The sequence below is a fragment of the Saccharothrix variisporea genome (genome assembly GCF_003634995.1).
Taxonomy (GTDB): domain Bacteria; phylum Actinomycetota; class Actinomycetes; order Mycobacteriales; family Pseudonocardiaceae; genus Actinosynnema; species Actinosynnema variisporeum.
Window position 1 is genome coordinate 7,488,281 of sequence record NZ_RBXR01000001.1, and the last position, 17,458, is coordinate 7,505,738.

At 72.5% G+C, this 17,458-nt stretch carries 18 protein-coding genes; 10 read left to right on the plus strand and 8 right to left on the minus strand.

Annotation, left to right across the window (positions count from 1 at the left end; genetic code table 11):
- The first annotated feature begins 32 nt into the window (after nt 1-32).
- Nucleotides 33-605 (plus strand): class I SAM-dependent methyltransferase, encoded by a 573-nt coding sequence (locus DFJ66_RS34300; RefSeq protein WP_121227526.1) that lies wholly within the window; start codon nt 33-35, stop codon nt 603-605.
- On the opposite strand, the gene DFJ66_RS34305 is transcribed toward DFJ66_RS34300, so the two are convergent.
- Genes DFJ66_RS34305 through speB form a run of 3 tightly spaced genes read right to left on the minus strand, consistent with a single transcriptional unit; the run spans nt 589 to nt 4,486 of the window.
- Nucleotides 589-1,938, minus strand: a complete 1,350-nt coding sequence (locus tag DFJ66_RS34305) for an aldehyde dehydrogenase family protein (RefSeq protein WP_121227529.1) — start codon at nt 1,936-1,938, stop codon at nt 589-591. The two genes, DFJ66_RS34300 and DFJ66_RS34305, sit on opposite strands and share 17 nt — an antisense overlap.
- Nucleotides 1,935-3,545, minus strand: coding sequence for a thiamine pyrophosphate-binding protein (locus DFJ66_RS34310; RefSeq protein ID WP_246030016.1), 1,611 nt, complete (start codon nt 3,543-3,545; stop codon nt 1,935-1,937). Before DFJ66_RS34310 ends, DFJ66_RS34305 begins: the two co-directional genes overlap by 4 nt.
- Complete coding sequence (gene speB / locus DFJ66_RS34315; protein WP_121227533.1) at nt 3,545-4,486, minus strand: agmatinase; 942 nt, start codon at nt 4,484-4,486, stop codon at nt 3,545-3,547. The genes DFJ66_RS34310 and speB overlap by 1 nt, the downstream gene beginning before the upstream one ends.
- 135 nt (nt 4,487-4,621) lie before the next feature.
- Here speB and DFJ66_RS34320 point away from each other — a divergent pair, with 135 nt between their 5' ends.
- Together DFJ66_RS34320 and DFJ66_RS34325 are read left to right on the plus strand one after the other, a co-directional pair.
- Nucleotides 4,622-6,037 (plus strand): PucR family transcriptional regulator, encoded by a 1,416-nt coding sequence (locus DFJ66_RS34320; RefSeq protein ID WP_121227535.1) that lies wholly within the window; start codon nt 4,622-4,624, stop codon nt 6,035-6,037.
- Between the two features lie 399 nt (nt 6,038-6,436).
- Nucleotides 6,437-7,129 (plus strand): DUF4383 domain-containing protein, encoded by a 693-nt coding sequence (locus DFJ66_RS34325; protein WP_121227537.1) that lies wholly within the window; start codon nt 6,437-6,439, stop codon nt 7,127-7,129.
- Between the two features lie 50 nt (nt 7,130-7,179).
- Here the strand turns inward: DFJ66_RS34325 and DFJ66_RS34330 are convergent, their stop codons facing one another.
- Entirely contained in the window at nt 7,180-8,124 is a 945-nt protein-coding gene (locus DFJ66_RS34330; protein ID WP_121227539.1) for an aldo/keto reductase, read from the minus strand.
- Nucleotides 8,125-8,188: 64 nt separating this feature from the next.
- Between DFJ66_RS34330 and DFJ66_RS34335 the strand changes: the two genes are divergently transcribed.
- From DFJ66_RS34335 to DFJ66_RS34350, 4 genes are all read left to right on the plus strand, one after another.
- On the plus strand, nt 8,189-8,845 hold the full coding sequence (locus DFJ66_RS34335; protein ID WP_121232156.1) for a M50 family metallopeptidase: 657 nt from the start codon (nt 8,189-8,191) through the stop codon (nt 8,843-8,845).
- 54 nt (nt 8,846-8,899) lie between these two features.
- Nucleotides 8,900-10,672 carry a thiamine pyrophosphate-requiring protein gene (locus DFJ66_RS34340; protein WP_121227541.1) on the plus strand — a complete coding sequence of 591 codons (1,773 nt, stop codon included), beginning with the start codon at nt 8,900-8,902 and terminating at the stop codon, nt 10,670-10,672.
- Between the two features lie 9 nt (nt 10,673-10,681).
- Nucleotides 10,682-11,638, plus strand: coding sequence for a TIGR03557 family F420-dependent LLM class oxidoreductase (locus DFJ66_RS34345; protein WP_121227543.1), 957 nt, complete (start codon nt 10,682-10,684; stop codon nt 11,636-11,638).
- 92 nt (nt 11,639-11,730) lie between these two features.
- Nucleotides 11,731-12,021, plus strand: coding sequence for a WhiB family transcriptional regulator (locus DFJ66_RS34350; protein WP_121227545.1), 291 nt, complete (start codon nt 11,731-11,733; stop codon nt 12,019-12,021).
- A gap of 433 nt (nt 12,022-12,454) precedes the next feature.
- Here DFJ66_RS34350 and DFJ66_RS34355 read toward each other — a convergent pair whose 3' ends face one another.
- Complete coding sequence (locus DFJ66_RS34355) at nt 12,455-13,246, minus strand: SigB/SigF/SigG family RNA polymerase sigma factor (protein ID WP_121227548.1); 792 nt, start codon at nt 13,244-13,246, stop codon at nt 12,455-12,457.
- Entirely contained in the window at nt 13,243-13,674 is a 432-nt protein-coding gene (locus tag DFJ66_RS34360) for an ATP-binding protein (RefSeq protein WP_121227550.1), read from the minus strand. Before DFJ66_RS34360 ends, DFJ66_RS34355 begins: the two co-directional genes overlap by 4 nt.
- 119 nt (nt 13,675-13,793) lie before the next feature.
- Between DFJ66_RS34360 and DFJ66_RS34365 the strand changes: the two genes are divergently transcribed.
- The gene (locus DFJ66_RS34365) at nt 13,794-14,597 is read left to right on the plus strand and encodes an ATP-binding protein (protein WP_121227552.1); all 804 of its coding nucleotides are present in this window, start codon (nt 13,794-13,796) and stop codon (nt 14,595-14,597) included.
- Here the strand turns inward: DFJ66_RS34365 and DFJ66_RS34370 are convergent.
- Nucleotides 14,539-14,940, minus strand: coding sequence for an anti-sigma factor antagonist (locus tag DFJ66_RS34370; protein WP_121227554.1), 402 nt, complete (start codon nt 14,938-14,940; stop codon nt 14,539-14,541). The genes DFJ66_RS34365 and DFJ66_RS34370 overlap by 59 nt on opposite strands.
- Nucleotides 14,941-15,389: 449 nt before the next feature.
- Between DFJ66_RS34370 and DFJ66_RS34375 the strand changes: the two genes are divergently transcribed.
- Complete coding sequence (locus DFJ66_RS34375) at nt 15,390-15,605, plus strand: hypothetical protein (RefSeq protein WP_121232158.1); 216 nt, start codon at nt 15,390-15,392, stop codon at nt 15,603-15,605.
- 84 nt (nt 15,606-15,689) lie between these two features.
- Here the strand turns inward: DFJ66_RS34375 and DFJ66_RS43655 are convergent, their stop codons facing one another.
- Nucleotides 15,690-16,721 carry a hypothetical protein gene (locus DFJ66_RS43655; RefSeq protein WP_211351405.1) on the minus strand — a complete coding sequence of 344 codons (1,032 nt, stop codon included), beginning with the start codon at nt 16,719-16,721 and terminating at the stop codon, nt 15,690-15,692.
- Nucleotides 16,722-16,865: 144 nt separating this feature from the next.
- Here DFJ66_RS43655 and clsA point away from each other — a divergent pair, with 144 nt between their 5' ends.
- On the plus strand, nt 16,866-17,453 hold the full coding sequence (gene clsA / locus DFJ66_RS34385; protein WP_121227556.1) for a cardiolipin synthase ClsA: 588 nt from the start codon (nt 16,866-16,868) through the stop codon (nt 17,451-17,453).
- Nucleotides 17,454-17,458 lie beyond the last annotated feature (5 nt).

Below are 17,458 nucleotides of genomic sequence, written 5' to 3' on the forward strand. Positions count from 1 at the left end.
ACCTCGACCGCCCCTCGCGCGTCCCTTCCCACGTGAAGCACTTCGACCACAACGCGCACTACCACCCGCTGCTGCTCGCCCAGGTCCCGCTCGGCGCCACGACCGCCCTCGACGTGGGCTGCGGCAACGGCGGCTTCGCCCGCAAGCTCGCCGCCCGCGGGCTCCAGGTCACCGGCGTCGACCGCACGGTCGAGGCCGTGGTGCCCGGCGTCGAGATCAGGAAGGCCGACGTCGCCGTGGACGACCTCGGCGGCCCCTACGACTTCGTCTCCTGCATCGCCGCCCTGCACCACATGCCGTTCACCACCGCCCTCACGCGCATGAGGGACGCGGTCGCGCCCGGCGGCGTCCTGGCGATCCTGGGGTTGGCCAAGGAGAAGACCGTGTGGGACTGGGTGGTCAGCGTCTCCTCGGTCCCCGCCAACCTGGTCCACAAACTCGTCAAGGACGACCCCGTCGACACCGCCCCCGTCAAGGACTGGCACATGTCCGTGGACGAGATCAAGGCCGGAGCGGCGGACATCATCCCCGACGCACGCGTCCGCCGCCACCTCTACTGGCGTTACTCCCTGGTCTGGCGCAAACCCCTCACCACGCGCTCATGACGTGCTTGACCCGCGTGTACTCCTCCAACGCGTGCGCCGACAGGTCCTTGCCGTACCCGGAGTGCCCGAACCCGCCGTGCGGCATCTCGGCGGCCAGCAAGCCGTGCGTGTTCACCCACACGCACCCGAAGTCCAGTTCCGCCACGAGCCGCTGGACCCGGCCGTGGTCGCGGGTCCACACCGACGACGCCAGCCCCTGCTCCACGCCGTTGGCCAGCGCCACGGCCTCCTCCGCCGACGAGAACCGCTGCACGGTGACCACCGGCGCGAAGATCTCCTCCTGCACGATCCGGTCGTCCTGCCGAACCCCGGAAACCACCGTGGGCGCGAGGAACCAGCCACGCGACCCGAACCGTGTCCCTCCACAATGGACAACAGCGTGCGAGGGGAGGTCCGCCAACAGCTTCAACACCCGCGACAGCTGGACCTCGCTGTTCAACGGGCCGTAGTCCACCCCGGGCATCCGAGCGGAAGCAGCCGAGACCAGCGCTTCCACGAACCGGTCGTGCACCGAGTCCTCCACCAGCACCCGCGCCGCCGCCATGCAGTCCTGGCCCGCGTTGTAGAACGCGGCTGTGACGATGTCGGAAGCCACCGCAGCCAGGTCCACGTCCCCGAACACCAGCACGGGGGAGTTGCCACCCAACTCCAGGTGCGTCCGCTTCACCGTCCCGGCGGCGGCCTGCGCCACCTCGATCCCGGCCCGCGTGGACCCGGTGATGGACACCATCGCGGGCACCGGGTGCTCCGCCAGCAACCGGCCGGTCTCCCGCGTCCCGGTCACCACACCCACCACGCCCGCGGGCAGGGAACGCCCCGCCAGCGACGCCAGCAGCAGGGTCGAGGACGGCGTGGTCTCGGCGGGCTTGAGCACGATCGTGTTCCCCGCCGCGACCGCCGGCGCGAGCTTCCACACCGCCATCATCAGCGGGTAGTTCCACGGCGTGATCCCGGCGACCACCCCGACCGGCTCCCGCCGCTGGTAGGAGGTGAGCCCGTCCAGGTACTCGCCGGCCGACGCCCCGGGCAGCAGCCGCGCCGCGCCGGCGAAGAACCGCAGGTAGTCCACGCACTGCGGGATCTCCTCGGCCAGCACCACGGACCGCATCTTGCCCGTCTCCCGGCACTCCGCGTCCGCGAACTCCTCGGCCGCCGCCTCCACCGCGTCCGCCAGCGCCAGCAACGCTTTCTGCCGCACCGAAGGCGTGGTCCGCGACCACGCCGGGAACGCCGCCAAGGCCGCTCGGACGGCCGCGTCCACCTCGGCGGCACCGGCCACGGGCGCGGAGCCGAACGGTTCACCGGTCGTGGGGTCGACCAACGGGGTCGTCACAGCTCCTCCAAGTGCGGAAGGTGCGTCGGGGCGAACATGCGCAGCAGCGCGGGCAGGACGACCACGTGCGGCCCGCCGGACGCCAGCGCCTTGGCGAGGTCGCCGCGCAGCGACTCGGGCGTGGACAGCGTGGCCGGCACCCCGAAGGACTCCGCCAGCGCCACGAAGTCCGGTCGCGCCAACTCGGTGCCCGTGGCCTTGCCGAACGCGTCGGTCATGTACTCGCGCAGGATGCCGTACCCGCCGTCGTCCACGACCAGCCAGGTCACGGCCAGCCCGTGCTGCCGCGCGGTGGCCAGTTCCGCCAGCCCGTACATCGCGCCGCCGTCCCCGGACACCGCCAGCACCGGCCCACCGGCGGCTGCCGCGCCCACGGCGGCCGGGAACGCGTACCCGAGGCCGCCGGCGCCCTGCGCGGAGTGCATCGGTCCGGGCCACGCCGACCACGCCCAGTACCCGAGGATCGTCATGTCCCAGAACGACTCCACGCCGTCCGGCACGGCTGCCCGCACGTCCGCGAGCACCTGCCGTTCCAGCGCCAACCCCTGCCCGTCGAGCCGTTCCCGCACGGCGTCCAGCAACTCCCGCACGGCCCCCTCGGCCCGTCCGTCCGCCGCACGTGCCCGGACCAGCGAGTTCAAGCCCCGCAACACCAGCCGGGCGTCGCCGTGCACGCCGAGCGCGGGGTAGTTGGACTCCAGCTTCCCCAGGTCCGCCTCGACCTGCACGACCGTGCCGCGCGGCGCGAACGTCCGGTAGTTGCTGGACAGCTCGCCCAACCCGGACCCGACCACCAGCAGCACGTCGGCCGCCGCCAGGAACTCGGTGGTGTGCGAGTCCTCCAGCCACGACTGCGCGGACAGCGGGTGCTCCCACGGGAAAGCGCCCTTGCCGCCGAACGTCGTCACCACCGGCGCGCGCAACTTCGACGCCAACTCCAGCAACTCGGCCTGCGCCGACGCCCGCACCACCCCGCCACCGGCCAGGACCACCGGGCGCCCGGCCGCGTCCAGCAGCCGGGCCGCCTCGGCGACCACCTCGGCCCGGGGCACCGAAGCCGGAACCGCCACCGATGCCGACACCGGCGGAACCCCGGCCGGCCCCAGCAGGACGTCCTGCGGAACCTCCACCCACACCGGCCCTCGAGGAGCGCGCAAGGCGATCTCCCACGCCTCCGCCAACGCCGAAGGGATCTGCGACGCCGACCGCACCACCCGCGTGTGCTTCACGACGTCCCGGAACGAAGCCCGCTGGTCGGCCAGCTCGTGCAGGTACCCACCGCGACGACCACCCAGCCCGGCGCGCGGGATCTGGCTCGCGATCCCCAGCACCGGCACGGACGCCGACGCCGCTTCCTGAAGCCCCGCAAGCGTTTGCAGCGCCCCGGGACCGGTGGACACCAGCAGCGGCGTCACCCGGCCGGTGACCCGCGCGTGCCCGTCGGCGGCGAACGCCGCGCCCACCTCGGTCCGGTTGCCCACGTACCGCAGCGGCGACCGGCTCAACGCGTCGAACAGGCCCAGCGCGTGCTGCCCCGGCACGCCGAACACGGTCTCCGCGCCCAGCGACACCAGCGTCTCGACCACGACGTCCCCGCCGTTGCGCATCACGGTTTCCCTTTCAGGGCGAGGAGCGACACCAGGTCGTAGGCCACGTGCGAAGCCGCGATGGACGTGATGTCGGCGTGGTCGTAGGCGGGCGCGACCTCGACCACGTCGGCCGACACCAGGTCGCACCCCGCCAGCCCGCGCAGGATCTCCAGCAGTTCCCGGCTGGTCAGCCCGCCGGCCTCGGGCGTGCCGGTGCCGGGCGCGTGCGCCGGGTCGAGCACGTCGATGTCCACGGACACGTACAGCGGCCGGTCGCCGACGCGTTCCCGCAAGGCCTGCGCCACCTCGTCCACCCCGCGCCGCATCACGTCCGCCGCCGTCACGATCCCGAAGCCCAGCCTGGTGTCCTCGTCCAGGTCGGCTCGACCGTACAGGGGACCGCGGGTGCCCACGTGCGACAGCGCGGACGTGTCGAGCAGCCCTTCCTCCACCGCCCGGCGGAACGGGGTGCCGTGCGTGTACGGCTCCCCGAAGTAGGTGTCCCACGTGTCGAGGTGCGCGTCGAAGTGCAGCAGCGCCACCGGTCCGTACCGCTGGGCCACGGCCCGCAGCAGCGGCAGCGCGATGGTGTGGTCGCCGCCCAGGGTCACCAGCTTCGCCCCGGTGTCGAGCAACGCGCCCGCCTGCTCCTGCACGGTCTCGATGGCCTCGCCGATGTGGAACGGGTTGCACGCGATGTCCCCGGCGTCGGCGACCTGCACGGCGTCGAACGGCGACACGTCCAGCCCCGGGTGGTAGGGCCGCAACAGCCGGGCGGCCTCGCGCACGGCGGCCGGCGCGAACCGCGCACCGGGCCGGTAGGACACGCCCGAGTCGAACGGGACGCCCACCACCGCCACGTCGGCGCGTGCCACCTGGTCCAGGCGGGGGAGTCGGGCGAACGTGGCAGGCCCGGCGAACCGGGGGACGGCGGAGGAGTCGACGGGACCGATCGTCATGCCACGGGCTCCCAGGTCTCTCGTGTGGGCCGCCGGGCCGGCGGCGTCGCGCGAGCCACCCTGCCAAGCGCGGTCCGGCCCGGGTAAGTGGTTGATCCGTCCAGTTCCGTCGACCGCGGTTGTACGGTTCGTCCCGTGGTGGTGCCGCTGCGGGACGTGGTCGGGCGGCCGGAGCTGGGGTTGGCCGTGCTGTGCGGTGCGGACCTGCTGGACCGTCCGGTGGCGTGGGCGCACGTCAGCGAGCTGTCCGACCCGGCACCGTTCCTGCTGGGGCGGGAGTTCCTGCTGACGGCGGGCGTGAACTTCCCGACCGACGTGGACCGGTACGTGGCCCGGCTGGCGGAGCGGGACGTCACGGCGCTCGGCTTCGGCGTCACACCCGTGCACGACGAGGTGCCCGCGGCCTTGGTGACGTCCTGCGCGGCTCGCGGGCTGCCCCTGATCGCGGTGCCGCCGGCCACCCCGTTCCTGGCGGTGAGCCAGGCGGTGGGCGCGCTGATCGCGGAGGCGCAGAACGCCGAACTGCGGCTGCTGGCCGACAGTCAACGGGCTCTCACGCGGGCCGCCGTGCGCCCCAGGCCCGTGGAGGGCACTGTGCGCGCGCTCGCGCTTGCCTTGGACGGGTGGGCACTGCTGCTCACCCCCGCTGGGGTGGTGGCCGGTGCCGGGGCCGCGCCCGTGCCCACCGACGACCTGCTCGCCCTCGCGGGCAAGGTGGCCGCCGGGCGCGGGCCGCGCAGTGCCGCCACCGAGGTCGCCGGCGACCACGTCGTGCTCAACCCCGTGGACCACGCCACCGTCCTCGTCGTCGGCCGCCCCACGCCGTTCTCCGTCGCCGACCGGGCCGTGGTCGCCGTCGCGCTCGGTCTGCTCGGCCTGCTGCGCGCCGACCCCGCCGAGGGCCGTGCCGCCCGCCTGGCCACCCGCCTGCTGCTCACCGACGACCGCGCGTCCGCCGCCGACCCCCTCGCCGACCTCGTCGGCCGCCCGCCGCACCGCGTGGTCGCGGGCCACGGCCCCGACGACCACGACCGGCTCACCCGCCTGCTCGGCACACCGCTGGTGGACACGGCCGACGACGGTTTCCGCGCCGTCGTCACCGGACCGGTCGACCTGGACGCCCTGCACCGCCACGGCTGGCTGGCCGGCGTCAGCTCACCGGCCACCGCCGTCGACCTCCCGGACGCCGCCCGCGAAGCCGGTGCCCTCCTGCGCCGTGCCCGCGCCGAGGGCGTTTCCCAGCAGGCCGACACCCGCGCCGGCGTCGCCGCCCTGGTCGATCCCGTGCGGGCACGCCGCTTCGCCCTGGCGCTTCTGGCCCCGCTCAAGGACAACCGCACCCCGCACCTCGTGGAAACCGCCCGCACCTGGTTGGCCCACAACGGGAACTGGGACCGCACCGCCGCCGCGCTGGGCGTGCACCGCAACAGCGTCCGCCACCGCATCGCCCACGTCGAACGCGCCCTGGACCTCGACCTGTCCCGCGCACAACACCGCGCCGACCTGTGGTGCGCGCTCGAATGGTTGCCGGACGGTTGGCCCGGCCCTTAACGCGGTTAATTCCTTTGACCACAAGCTCTTCCACTTGTCATAGTCGTCCTCGACAAGCGGAAGGGAGCGCTTCGGTGAACAGCAGGCAGTCCACTTGGACCGGCTCCGCCACGTGAAGCGCGCGCACCGCTCCTGACCTGGGCACACGCCACCGGCGAAAATGCGTGCCCATTCGACGCGGCGATCCGCGCGCACAGCGCGCGGCGCGGCGCCCCGGCCCTTATGGGGTGGGCCGGGTATCTGAAAAACCCGACACGGCGGGGTGACTCCTGTCCGGCCGGGAGCGGGTCCGTGTGCCCGCTCCCACCTCCTTTGTTTGCGCTACCCGACCCGCGGGTAGTCACAGGGTCGTCCGGAGCCCGGAAGGCGGGCTCTCGCGGACCCTCACAGGAGGGCGTGATGACCCACTCGACCGTCGGTCGCGTCAAGGTCGCGGGCCTGCAGCCCGCCCAGGTGCTGGCCGGTCTGCTCGGCCTGTTCTTCCTCGTCGCAGGCGTGGCGGGATTCGTGCGCACCGGGTTCGGCGACTTCGCGGGCGACCAGCACGCGATGCTGTTCGGCTTCGCGGTGAACCCCCTGCACAACGTCGTCCACCTGGCGTTCGGTGTCCTGGGTCTGCTGATGGCCACGGGGTCCGGCCTGGCCCGGCTGTACGGCTGGATCGTGTTCCTGGTCTACGGCGCGGTCCTGGTCTGGGGCCTGATGCTGGCCGGCCTGGTGGTGAACCCGGTCGAGCGCCTGGGCAACCCGTTGGCGCTCAACACCAACGACAACTGGCTGCACCTCGGCCTGGCCCTCGTCGGCCTGCTGATCGCGGTCATGCCGGCGCGGCGCAAGGTGGTCGTGCCGGAGCAGGAGGTGGAGCCGGTGCGCGACGAGAGCATCCGGGACCCCGGCATGCCGACCCAGCGCGACCGTCACCTCACGCACGACGAAGAGATGCGCGACCGCGCTCTCACCCGCGACGAAGAAGTGCGCGGTGGGCCGCACGACCAGCGCATCGAGTCCGTGGACCCGACCGTGTCCCCGCGTCCGGTCCAACCGATCGACCCGGCGGTGGCCGAGCAGCACAAGGCCCGGCACTACCGCTGACGTCCCGACGAAGCGGGGCACTGTCCACTCCGGACAGTGCCCCGCTTTCGTCAGGCCGCCGAGTCCAGTCGGACCACGTGCTCGTCGTCCAACTCCAACTCGATCCCGCCCAACGACTCCTCCAACTGCGCCACGGAACTGGCCCCCACCAGCGGCACGATCCCCTTGCGCAGCAACCAGGCCAACACCACCTGGTTCACCGTCGCCCCCAGCTCGGCCGACACCTCCCGCAGCACGGCCAACCGCCGGTCGGTCCCCGGGTGGTCGTACGCCTCGCCCAGCGGCTTGTCCCGGTACGCCCCCGACAACAAGGCCGAGTACGCCACCAGCGCGATGTCCCCTTCGGCCCGCGCGTAGTCGAACAGCTCCTCGGTCATGTGCACGTGCCCGGACTCCGGCAGCTGCACGCCGGGCCTGGGCAGCAGGTAGCTGTACCGCTGCTGCACGGCCGTGTAGAGCGGCCACCCGTTCGCCCGCGACACCGCCCGCGCCCGGTCCAACCGCCAGGTGGCGTGGTTGCTGGCCCCGATCTCCCGCACGCTCCCGGCCTCGACCAGCGCGGCGAACCCGCCGAGCGTGTCCTCCAGCGCGACGGACCGGTCTTCGATGTGGCTGTAGTAGAGGTCGATCCGGTCCGTCCCCAGCCGCTTCAGGCTCGCCTCGGCGGCGGCCCGGACGGTCTTCCCGGCCAAACCCTCGGCGTCTTCCAACCCGGCCCCGCGCGTACGGGGCCGCGCCCCCATCTTGGTGGCCACGACCAGTTCGTCCCGGTTGCCGCGCGCGGCCAACCACCGGCCGACGGTCTCCTCGCTCTCGTCCCCGGTCCCGCCGTCCCAGAACACGTAGTTGTTGGCCGTGTCGAGGAACGTCCCACCGGCCTCGACGTACCGGTCGAGGATGGCGAACGACGTCTCGTCGTCCACGTACTTGCCGAACGGCAACGTGCCCAGGCACAACGCGCTGACCTCGAGGGACCCGATCCGCACTCGCTTCATGCCGCACACCCTGGATGCTGGACCGCACTCCAGGTCAACCCCCGGGCCTGGCATGCTGGAGCCGATGTCGACACTCGCGAAGTGGGCACCCGCCGTCCTGGCCCTGGTGCTCGTGGCCAGCCCCGGGATCTGGCGCGTCAGTCGCAACACCATCACCATCGCGCACGAAGGCGGTCACGCCCTGGTCGCGCTGCTCACCGGTCGTCGGTTGGAGGGCATCAAGCTCAACGCGGACACCTCCGGGGTGACCGTGTCCCGCGGCAAACCCACGGGGTTCGCCGTCGTGCTGATGTACTTCGCGGGATACGTGACGCCCTCCCTGCTGGGGCTGGGCGCGGCGGCCCTCGTCACGACCGATAACGTGCGGCCGTTGCTGTGGGCGACCGTGGTCCTGCTGGCCGCCATGTTGATCATGATCCGGAACCTGTTCGGCGTGGTTTCCGTGGTCGCCACGGGCGCGATCATGTTCGCCGTCTCCTGGTACGCCACCGAGGAGTGGCAGGCGGCGTTCGCGCTGTTCGTCACGTGGTTCCTGCTGCTGGGCGGCGTGCGGCCGGTGGGGGAGCTGCAGAGCCGGCGGCTGCGCGGGCGGGCGCCGAACTCCGACGCGGACATGCTGGCCCGGATCACCCGCGTCCCGGGGCTGGTCTGGGTGGCGCTGTTCGCGGTCGTCACCGTGGGTAGCCTGCTGCTCGGCGGACGGATGCTGCTGCCGCTTTAGCCCCTCCCGACCCGGGTACCCGACCGGCGAGTCGAGTCCGAGGAGGGGTTTCCCATGCAGGTCGCCGACTACGTGCTGCAACGCCTGCGGGAGTGGGGTGTCGAGCACGTCTTCGCCTACCCGGGCGACGGCATCAACGGGCTGGTGGCGGCGTTCGGGCGCGCGGACAACGTGCCCAAGTTCGTCCAGTCGCGGCACGAGGAGATGTCGGCGCTCCAGGCCGTCGGCTACGCCAAGTTCACCAGCCGGGTCGGGGTCTGCATGGCCACGTCCGGCCCCGGCGCGATCCACCTCCTCAACGGCCTCTACGACGCCAAGCTCGACCACGTCCCGGTCGTCGCGATCGTCGGCCAGACCGCCCGGACCGCGCAGGGCGGCAGCTACCAGCAGGAAGTCGACCTGCACGCGCTGTTCAAGGACGTGGCCTCGGAGTACCTGGTCGACGTGACCGTGCCCGAGCAGCTGCCCAACGCGCTGGACCGCGCCATCCGCACCGCCGAGGCCGAGCGCGCGCCCACCGCCCTGATCATCCCGGCCGACGTGCAGGAACTGGACTACAGCCCGCCCGAGCACGCGTTCAAGCACGTCCCGTCCAGCCCGCCGAGCCACTCCTGGCACACCTCGGTGCCACCCCAGGAGGACATCGCCCGGGCCGCCGAGGTGCTCAACGCCGGCGAGAAGGTCGCGATCCTGGTCGGCCAGGGCGCGCGCGACGCCGCCGACGAGGTGCACCAGGTCGCCGAGGCGCTCGGCGCGGGCGTGGCGAAAGCGTTGCTGGGCAAGGACGTCCTGCCCGACGACCGGTCCTACGTGACCGGTGCGATCGGACTGCTGGGCACCCGCCCCAGCTACGAGCTCATGCGCGACTGCGACACGCTGCTCATCGTCGGCTCCAGCTTCCCGTACTCGCAGTTCCTGCCCGAGTTCGGCAAGGCGCGCGGCGTGCAGATCGACGCCGACGGGCGGCTCATCGGCATGAGGTACCCCACCGAGGTGAACCTCGTCGGCGACGCCAAGTCCACCCTCCGCGCGATCCTGCCGGCGCTGCGCCCCAAGCCGGGCTGGCGGGAGACGGTCGAGAAGAACGTCGCCGACTGGTGGGACGCCCTGCGCGCCCAGGCGTTCGAGGACGCCGACCCGGTGAACCCGATGCGCATCGCGTGGGAGCTGTCCGAGCGCCTGCCCGAGGACGCGATCGTCACCGCCGACTCCGGTTCGGCCGCCAACTGGTACGCCCGGCTGGTCCGCCTGTGCGGCCGGATGCGGGGTTCGCTGTCCGGCACGCTGGCCACGATGGGCGCCGGTGTTCCCTACGCGATCGGGGCGAAGTTCGCCCATCCGGACCGGCCGGTCATCGCGTTGGTCGGGGACGGCGCCATGCAGATGAACGGCCTGGCCGAGCTGATCACCCTGGCCCGCTACCACCAGGAGTGGCCGGACCGGCGGTGCGTGGTGTGCGTGCTGCACAACAACGACCTCAACCAGGTGACGTGGGAGCTGCGGGCGATGGGCGGCGCGCCCAAGTTCGAGGAGTCACAGGTCCTGCCGGACGTCGACTACGCGGCGTTCGCGCGGTCGGTCGGGCTCGTGGGCGTCAACGTGGACGCGCCGGACTCGCTCGGTGCCGCGTGGGACCAGGTGCTCAGCGCCGACCGGCCCGCCGTGCTCGACGTCCGGTGTGACCCGAACGTGCCGCCGATCCCGCCGCACGCGTCCTTCGACCAGGTGAAGAACACCGCCGAAGCCCTGCTCAAGGGTGACCCGGACGCGTGGTCCGTCGTCACCAAGGGGGTGCGCACCAAGGTTCAGGAGTTCCTGCACGGGTAACCGCGACCCATGGTGAGCATCGGTTACTTCCTGTCCTGCGAGGAGCACGGGCCGCGGGAGCTGGTCCAGCAGGCCCGGTGGGCCCAGGACGCCGGGTTCGAGCGCCTGTGGATCTCCGACCACTACCACCCGTGGAACGGCGAACAGGGCCAGAGCCCGTTCGTGTGGTCGGTCATCGGCGCGCTGTCCGAGGCGACGACGCTGCCCATCACCACCGCGGTCACGTGCCCCACCACCCGCATCCACCCGGCCGTCATCGCCCAGGCCGCCGCGACCGCCGCCGTGCAGTGCGAGGGCCGGTTCGTGCTGGGCGTGGGGTCGGGCGAGGCGTTGAACGAGCACATCCTGGGCGACCCGTGGCCCGAGGCGTCCCGCCGGCTGGAGATGCTGGAGGAGGCCGTCGAGGTCATCCGCAAGCTGCACACCGGCGAGGACGTCGAGCACCGCGGCAAGCACTACACCGTCGAGAACGCCCGCGTCTACACGCTGCCCGACCAGCCCGTGCCGATCTACGTGTCGGCGTTCGGACCCAAGTCGGCGCAGCTCGCGGGCCGGATCGGGGACGGTTTCTGCAGCACGGTGCCCGACGCGTCGCTGGTGAAGCGGTTCCGGGAGACCGGCGGGCACGGGAAGCCGACGCAGGCCGGGTTCAAGGTGTGCCACGCGGGCACCGTGGACGACGCCCTGGAGACGGCGTTCCGGCTGTGGCCCAACGAGCAGCTGCCCGGCGAGCTGGCGCAGGTGCTGCCGTCACCCAAGCACTTCGAACAGGCGTCGACGCTGGTCACCAAGGACATGGTGGCCTCGTCGCTGCCGCTGGGGCCGGACCCGCTCGGTTACGTCTCCGCGGTCCGCGAGTACGCCGACGCCGGGTACGACGAGGTGTACGTGTCCCAGATCGGACCGGACCAGGAGGAGTTCTTCCGCTTCTGGTCGACCGAGGTCGCGCCCCGGTTGCCGGGGTAACCCGATTCGGGGGCGATACGTTTGTCGGCCCCGCCGCGCTGGGTACGCAGTGATCAGCACCTGAACGACTCCACCGCAGGGGGTTTCGCCCGATGACCAGCACCGCGCGCCTGCCCAAGCCCGTGACCGAGGTCTGGGACTGGCAGAAGGAAGGCCTGTGCCGGGGCCGAGACAGCGCCGTCTTCTTCCACCCGGACAACGAACGCGGCACCGCCCGCCTGGCGCGGGAGGAGAAGGCCAAGCAACTGTGCCGGGTGTGCCCGGTGCTCGTGCAGTGCCGCGAACACGCCCTCGCCGTCCAGGAGCCCTACGGGGTGTGGGGCGGCATGGGCGAGGACGAACGCCGCCGCCTGATCGCCGAAGCCCGCCGCCGAGCGGCTTGACCCCGGGGCGGCTCCACCACGCCGCCCCAGCTGGACCCCTGCGCGAAACGCCGCCGACTGCCCCCGGCGGCGTTTCGCATGTGGACACTCACCGCCGTCACCGCCGTCACCGCCGGCGCCCGCCGCCCGCCTGCCGCTGCTCGCCCGCCGCTGCGCCCGCCGTTTCGCGAACGCCGCGCGCGTTCGCCGCCTTCGCCCGCCGCTGCTCGCGCGCCGTTTCGCAAAGCGCCTCGCCGCGCGCTCGCCCCGAAATCGCGGCGGTGCCGGCCTCCGGCCCCCGTCTCCATTCTCCCACGCACCACCGACAAAACCGGCCGCCGCCCAGCGGAAGGGCTGGCCGCCGCACCGACAAAACCGGCCGCCGCACAGCAGAGGGCCCGCCGGTCCGGGTCGGATCGGCGGGCCCTCCATCGGCCTTCCCGCGGCCGGCGGCTCACTCGGTCAAGCCCTCGCGCAACTGCCTCAGGGTCTTGGCCAGCAGCCGCGACACGTGCATCTGCGAAATGCCGACCTTCTGCGCGATCTGCGTCTGCGTCATGTTCCCGAAGAACCGCATGACGACGATCTTCCGCTCCCGCTCCGGCAGCTTCTCCAACAACGGGTGCAGCGCCTCCCGCTGCTCGATCGCCTCCAGCTCCGGGTCCTCCTCGCCCAGCGTCGAACCGAGCGAGATGGAGCTGTCGTCGGCGACCAGCAGGTCGTCCAGCGAGGCGCTGTGGTAGGCGTTGCCCGCCGCCAAGCCCTCGTGGATCTCCTCGCGGGTCAGGCCCAGGTGGTCGGCCAGTTCCGACGGCGTGGGGGCGCGACCGAGCTGCTGCGACAAGCGGGCGGAACCCGCGTTGATGGCCAGGTGCAGCTCCTTCAACCGGCGCGGCATGCGGACCGACCAGCTGGAGTCGCGGAAGTACTTCCGGACCTCGCCCATGATCGTCGGCACGGCGAAGGACAGGAAGTCGCTGCCCCGCTCCGGGTCGAACCGGTCGACCGCGTTGATCAGACCCACGGTCGCGACCTGCACCAGGTCGTCGTACGGCTCGCCGCGGTGGCCGAAGCGCCGCGCGATGTGCTTGGCCACGGGCAGGTGCTCGGTGACCAGCTCGTCGCGCAGCCGGTCCCGCTCCGGGTCGCCCTCGGGTGTCGCCGCCAGCCTGGCGAACAGCGGTGCCAGGTGGTCGTAGTCCCCCTGCGTGCCCGAGCGCGTCGTGCCCCCGTCGGTACCCGTCACGCCGTCCCCAGTGAACGCTTGACCAGGTCGATGTGGATGTCGTACGCGTCCCCCCGCGGCTCCACCCACGTGGTCACCGAGTCGACCAGCGCGCTGAGCACGCGCCAGCCGAAGCTGTCCCGGTCCGGCGGCGCGGACCGCTTCGAGCGCACGGCCGTGAACACCTGCACGGCGGGCCCCGCCACGACGAACCGCGCGCTGAGCACGGCGCTGGGCACGGCCAGGGAGATGAGCGTCGAGCAGGCCTCGTCCACGGCCAGCTTCAGGTCTTCGATCGAGTCCAGGTCGTAGTCCTGGCGCATCGCGATGTCGGCGGCCACCGCCCGCACGATCGACAGCTGCGTGGGGTCGGCGGCCATCCGCAACTCCACCCCGGCCAAGGGGTCATCCGATTCGCCGCTCTGCGGCTCCGTGTGCGACACGCTCACCTCATCGTCCGTTTCTGCTCGGCGGTGCTGAAGCTATCGGTACCCGAACTGATCCAACCTCACACGTGTAGTGCGCGCCGCCAGTGGGAAGACTGACAGGTGCGCGACGAGGAGGCCTGTTGACCGATCGACTCGCCGACCACCACTGGGGAGTGGAGATCCCGGCCGATGCGGGACTCCTCTCGACGGTGCGCGTGCACCTGGACGAGTGGCTGCTCGGCCTCGGACTGTCCGACGACGACCGGTACGACCTGGTGGTCGCGGTCAACGAGGCCGTCAGCAACGCCGTGGAGCACGCCTACGCCCCCGGTGCGGCCGGCAGTGTGCGGGTGGCGGGCGAGGTCCGCCCGGACGGCAGCGTCCACGTGGTGGTGGCCGACGACGGCACCTGGCGGGTGCCGCCGGTCGAGCTGTCCGACCGGGGGCGCGGCCTGCTGCTCATGCGCGAGAACGTGGACGAGGTGCGGGTGGACCGGTCGGCGACCGGCACCCGCGTCACCCTCGTCCTGTCCGGCCGGCACACCACCCGCGGCACGTTCGCGCGGTCCGCGCCGGAGGAGGTCACCGTCGCGGCGCACTCCGGCTGGGTCGAGGTGGTGGTGCGCGGCGACGTGCCGGCCCGCGCCGGACCCGCCGTCCGCCGCCGGGTGCTGACCGCCGCGCGGGGCGGCGCCGTGCCGGTCGTGGTGGACCTGCGCGAGCTGGGTGCCCGCAGCGAGGGACTGGTCCGCGCGCTGCGGGCGGTGGTCGAGGCCGCCGAGGCGGCCGGCAACCGGGTCGTGGTCCGCGCGCCCGAGGCCAGTCCGGCGCGCGAAGCCCTGGCCGCGGCGGGCGTCGACCAGGTCGTGGACCTGGTCCCGCACGTCAGCCCGCCGACGCCCCGTCCGCCGACACCGCCTCCTCCACCGATCCGTACACGCTGAACACGTCACCCAACCCGGTGGCGGCCAGCGGTCGGGTGACCGCGCGCTCGACGGCCACCAGGCGGAACGCCGTGCCCCGCCGCTTGGCCTGCTGCGAGGCCTCCACCAACACCGCCAGCCCGGCCGAGCCGAGGAAGCTGACGCCGGTCATGTCCAGCACGAGCGTGTCGGTCTCGCCGATGCGGCCCAGCACGTCCGCGCGCAGGTCGGGCGCGGTCAGCATGTCGATCTCCCCGGTGGCGGCCACCACCGTCACGCCTTCGGGCACCTGCTCCACCCGGGGGCCGTGGGAGGCGGACCCGGTTCCGCTCGTCGACACGACGTTCGGATCCTGAACCGTCACGAGGGACTCCTCTTCTTCGGTACTGCCTCCAGGAGGGAAGCCCAGGCGTGCGGACGCGCCCAGCGCAGACGAAACGCAGCGTGGCGGCACACGTGGCCCGCTTGCCGGAGCTTCCCCGGCGCGGCTGTTGGCTCAACCGCTGCGCCACCCACCGTACGGAGGCCCCTCCGGAACCACAAGCCGCCCTACGGCGGTTTGATCGGTCCGAGTGCATCGACGTGTCGGTATGCGGCGGGTGACGGGCGGTGAGCGGTTTTACCGGACAAGCGGCGGCTATACCTCAGGGGAAGGGAAACGCGCGAGCCAGGTCGACTCGGCGACCGAACGGGTCCGATGGCCGAGACAACCGGCAATTCGGAGGTGGCGGAGGTCACTGGTCACGCAGAATCCTGTGCATGGGGATAACGCCGCGACCGTCGCGAGCGACACCCCGGGTGGAGGGATTGACGATGAGCACCAGAACGGAAACCGAGTCCGAGCCCGCGAAGCCCAGGGCAGCCTCGCTGCCCACCGCTCCGTGCAGCGTGGTCTGGAGCAAGGGCCACGCCTACGTGCTCGAAGGTTTCCGCGCCCGCTGGGTGGGCGTCGACGACCGCGGTCGCCCCCGTGCCCTCAGCGGCGAGCAGTTGCAACGCCAAGGATGGACCCGCACCCGCGCGAACTGACTTCGCGCGGCCGACCACTCGGAGTTCCCCCGGCCCGGCCGGGTTTCCCCTCCTCCGAGGTCCGGTCCCCACCTCTTCTCCCCGCTAGTCCGGCAGCCCGTCCGCGAACGCGAAGAACTCGTCCGGCGGGGTGTCGTCGAGCGTGCCCAGCGGGTTCAACCATCCCCGGTAGTACCAGAACACGCCGTCGCCGACCCGGTCGAGGGCTTTCGCACCGACGTCGCGCACCAGGTTCTGGAGTGGACGGATGGCCGTCACGTCCCGTTTCCGCACGAACGGGACCACGACGACCTGGTGCTCGCGCGGGATGCCGACGAGGGAGCCGTTCGGGAGCTTGCCGCCCAGCAGCTCCTCCAGGCGGAGCAGGATGTGCGCGAACCCCGACACGCCCTGGTCGGCCAGCACGTACAGCGGGGAGTGGTCGGGCTGGTCGTGCTTGGTCACCGACACCTCGTCGGCCCGCGTGTTCGCGATCGCGCGCCCGAGCAGGTCTTGGTGGGGGGTGCCCCAGCGGTCGGCCAGGTGCCCGAGGACCGGGTAGGCCTGCTGGAACCGGCCGGAAGAGTCCGGGGCCATCGCCACCAGCAGCGCGACCAGCTCGTCGTTGAACTGGACGTAGATCCCGTCGCCGCCGAGGTCGGAGAGCCGCGCGGGGACCAGGCGCAACAGCGACTCGCGCTGCCCGGCGGGCAGGCTGAGCACCTCGCGGCACGGGCTGTGGCGCGTGCAGTCCTCGTCCTGGGCCTGCTGCGGTGCGCCGCCCCCGCGCAGGCGGGACACGAGCCGCTCGGCCTCGGCGGCGTCCAGCGGGAAGACGCTGTTGTGCGCGATCGGGCCCGAGACGACGGCGGGGCCGCTGACCGGTGGTGAGCCGTGTTCGGCCGCTAGAGCGCTGGCCGCGGGGTTGGGGTAGCCGGACCGGGGTTTCCCGGGGCCGTCCTCCGCGTGCCACAGGGTGAGGTCGCCGCCGAGCCGGGTGGACCGGATGTGCTCCGAGCCCAGCAGCCGGGCGACCTCCCCGACCAGGTCCATGCCGATGGAGTTCGTCGTCACGAGGTGCACGCCGTCGCCGGTGACCAGCACCAGCCCGGCGGACCCGCGTCCTAACTCAGCCATCCGCCGGATCCTAGGGCGGGACCACCGGCCGGCGACAGGTCCGATCCAGCGCCGCGTCCGCGTGCGTTCACCCAGCGTGACCACCCCGCCCGGACGGGCCGGTCCTGGCGCTGAGCGGGCGCCCGCCGCTCTACAGTTCCCGGTGTGTCGCACGATCCCGCCGACCGGTGGCTGACCGTCCCCAACGCGCTGAGCGTGTTGCGGCTGCTCGGCGTGCCGCTGTTCCTCTACCTCCTGCTCGGGCCGCGCGAGGACGGCTGGGCGCTGGTGGTGCTGGTCGCGGCCGGCCTGTCGGACTGGCTGGACGGCAAGATCGCGCGCTGGCTCGACCAGATGAGCAGGCTCGGCGCGCTGCTGGACCCGGCCGCCGACCGGCTCTACATCCTGGCCACGCTCGTGGCGTTCGTCGTGCGCGACATCGTCCCGTGGTGGGTGGCGGCCGTGCTGGTGGGCCGCGAGCTGGTCGTCGGCGCGTGCCTGCCCGTGCTGCGGCTGCGCGGCTACGGCCCGTTCGAGGTCACCTACCTGGGCAAGGGCGCCACGTTCAACCTGCTGTACGCCTTCCCCATGCTGCTGCTCGCGCAGGGCACGTCCACCGCCGCCCAGATCGCCCGGCCGGTGGCCTACGCGTTCATGGTGTGGGGCGGGGCGCTGTACCTGTGGTCCGGAGCCCTGTACGTCTACCAGTTCTTCCTCGCGCTGCGCAGACGGCCGGGGGTCGCGCCGGTCTGAACCGG

Bases quoted from the DNA above. Each gene is read 5' to 3' on its own strand.
- DFJ66_RS43655 (WP_211351405.1), bottom strand. From the start codon at position 16,721: ATGGCTGAGTTAGGACGCGGGTCCGCCGGGCTGGTGCTGGTCACCGGC.
- speB (WP_121227533.1), bottom strand. From the start codon at position 4,486: ATGACGATCGGTCCCGTCGACTCCTCCGCCGTCCCCCGGTTCGCCGGG.
- DFJ66_RS34345 (WP_121227543.1), top strand. From the start codon at position 10,682: ATGGTGAGCATCGGTTACTTCCTGTCCTGCGAGGAGCACGGGCCGCGG.
- DFJ66_RS34335 (WP_121232156.1), top strand. From the start codon at position 8,189: ATGTCGACACTCGCGAAGTGGGCACCCGCCGTCCTGGCCCTGGTGCTC.
- DFJ66_RS34325 (WP_121227537.1), top strand. From the start codon at position 6,437: ATGACCCACTCGACCGTCGGTCGCGTCAAGGTCGCGGGCCTGCAGCCC.
- DFJ66_RS34330 (WP_121227539.1), bottom strand. From the start codon at position 8,124: ATGAAGCGAGTGCGGATCGGGTCCCTCGAGGTCAGCGCGTTGTGCCTG.
- DFJ66_RS34310 (WP_246030016.1), bottom strand. From the start codon at position 3,545: ATGCGCAACGGCGGGGACGTCGTGGTCGAGACGCTGGTGTCGCTGGGC.
- DFJ66_RS34375 (WP_121232158.1), top strand. From the start codon at position 15,390: ATGAGCACCAGAACGGAAACCGAGTCCGAGCCCGCGAAGCCCAGGGCA.
- DFJ66_RS34340 (WP_121227541.1), top strand. From the start codon at position 8,900: ATGCAGGTCGCCGACTACGTGCTGCAACGCCTGCGGGAGTGGGGTGTC.
- DFJ66_RS34350 (WP_121227545.1), top strand. From the start codon at position 11,731: ATGACCAGCACCGCGCGCCTGCCCAAGCCCGTGACCGAGGTCTGGGAC.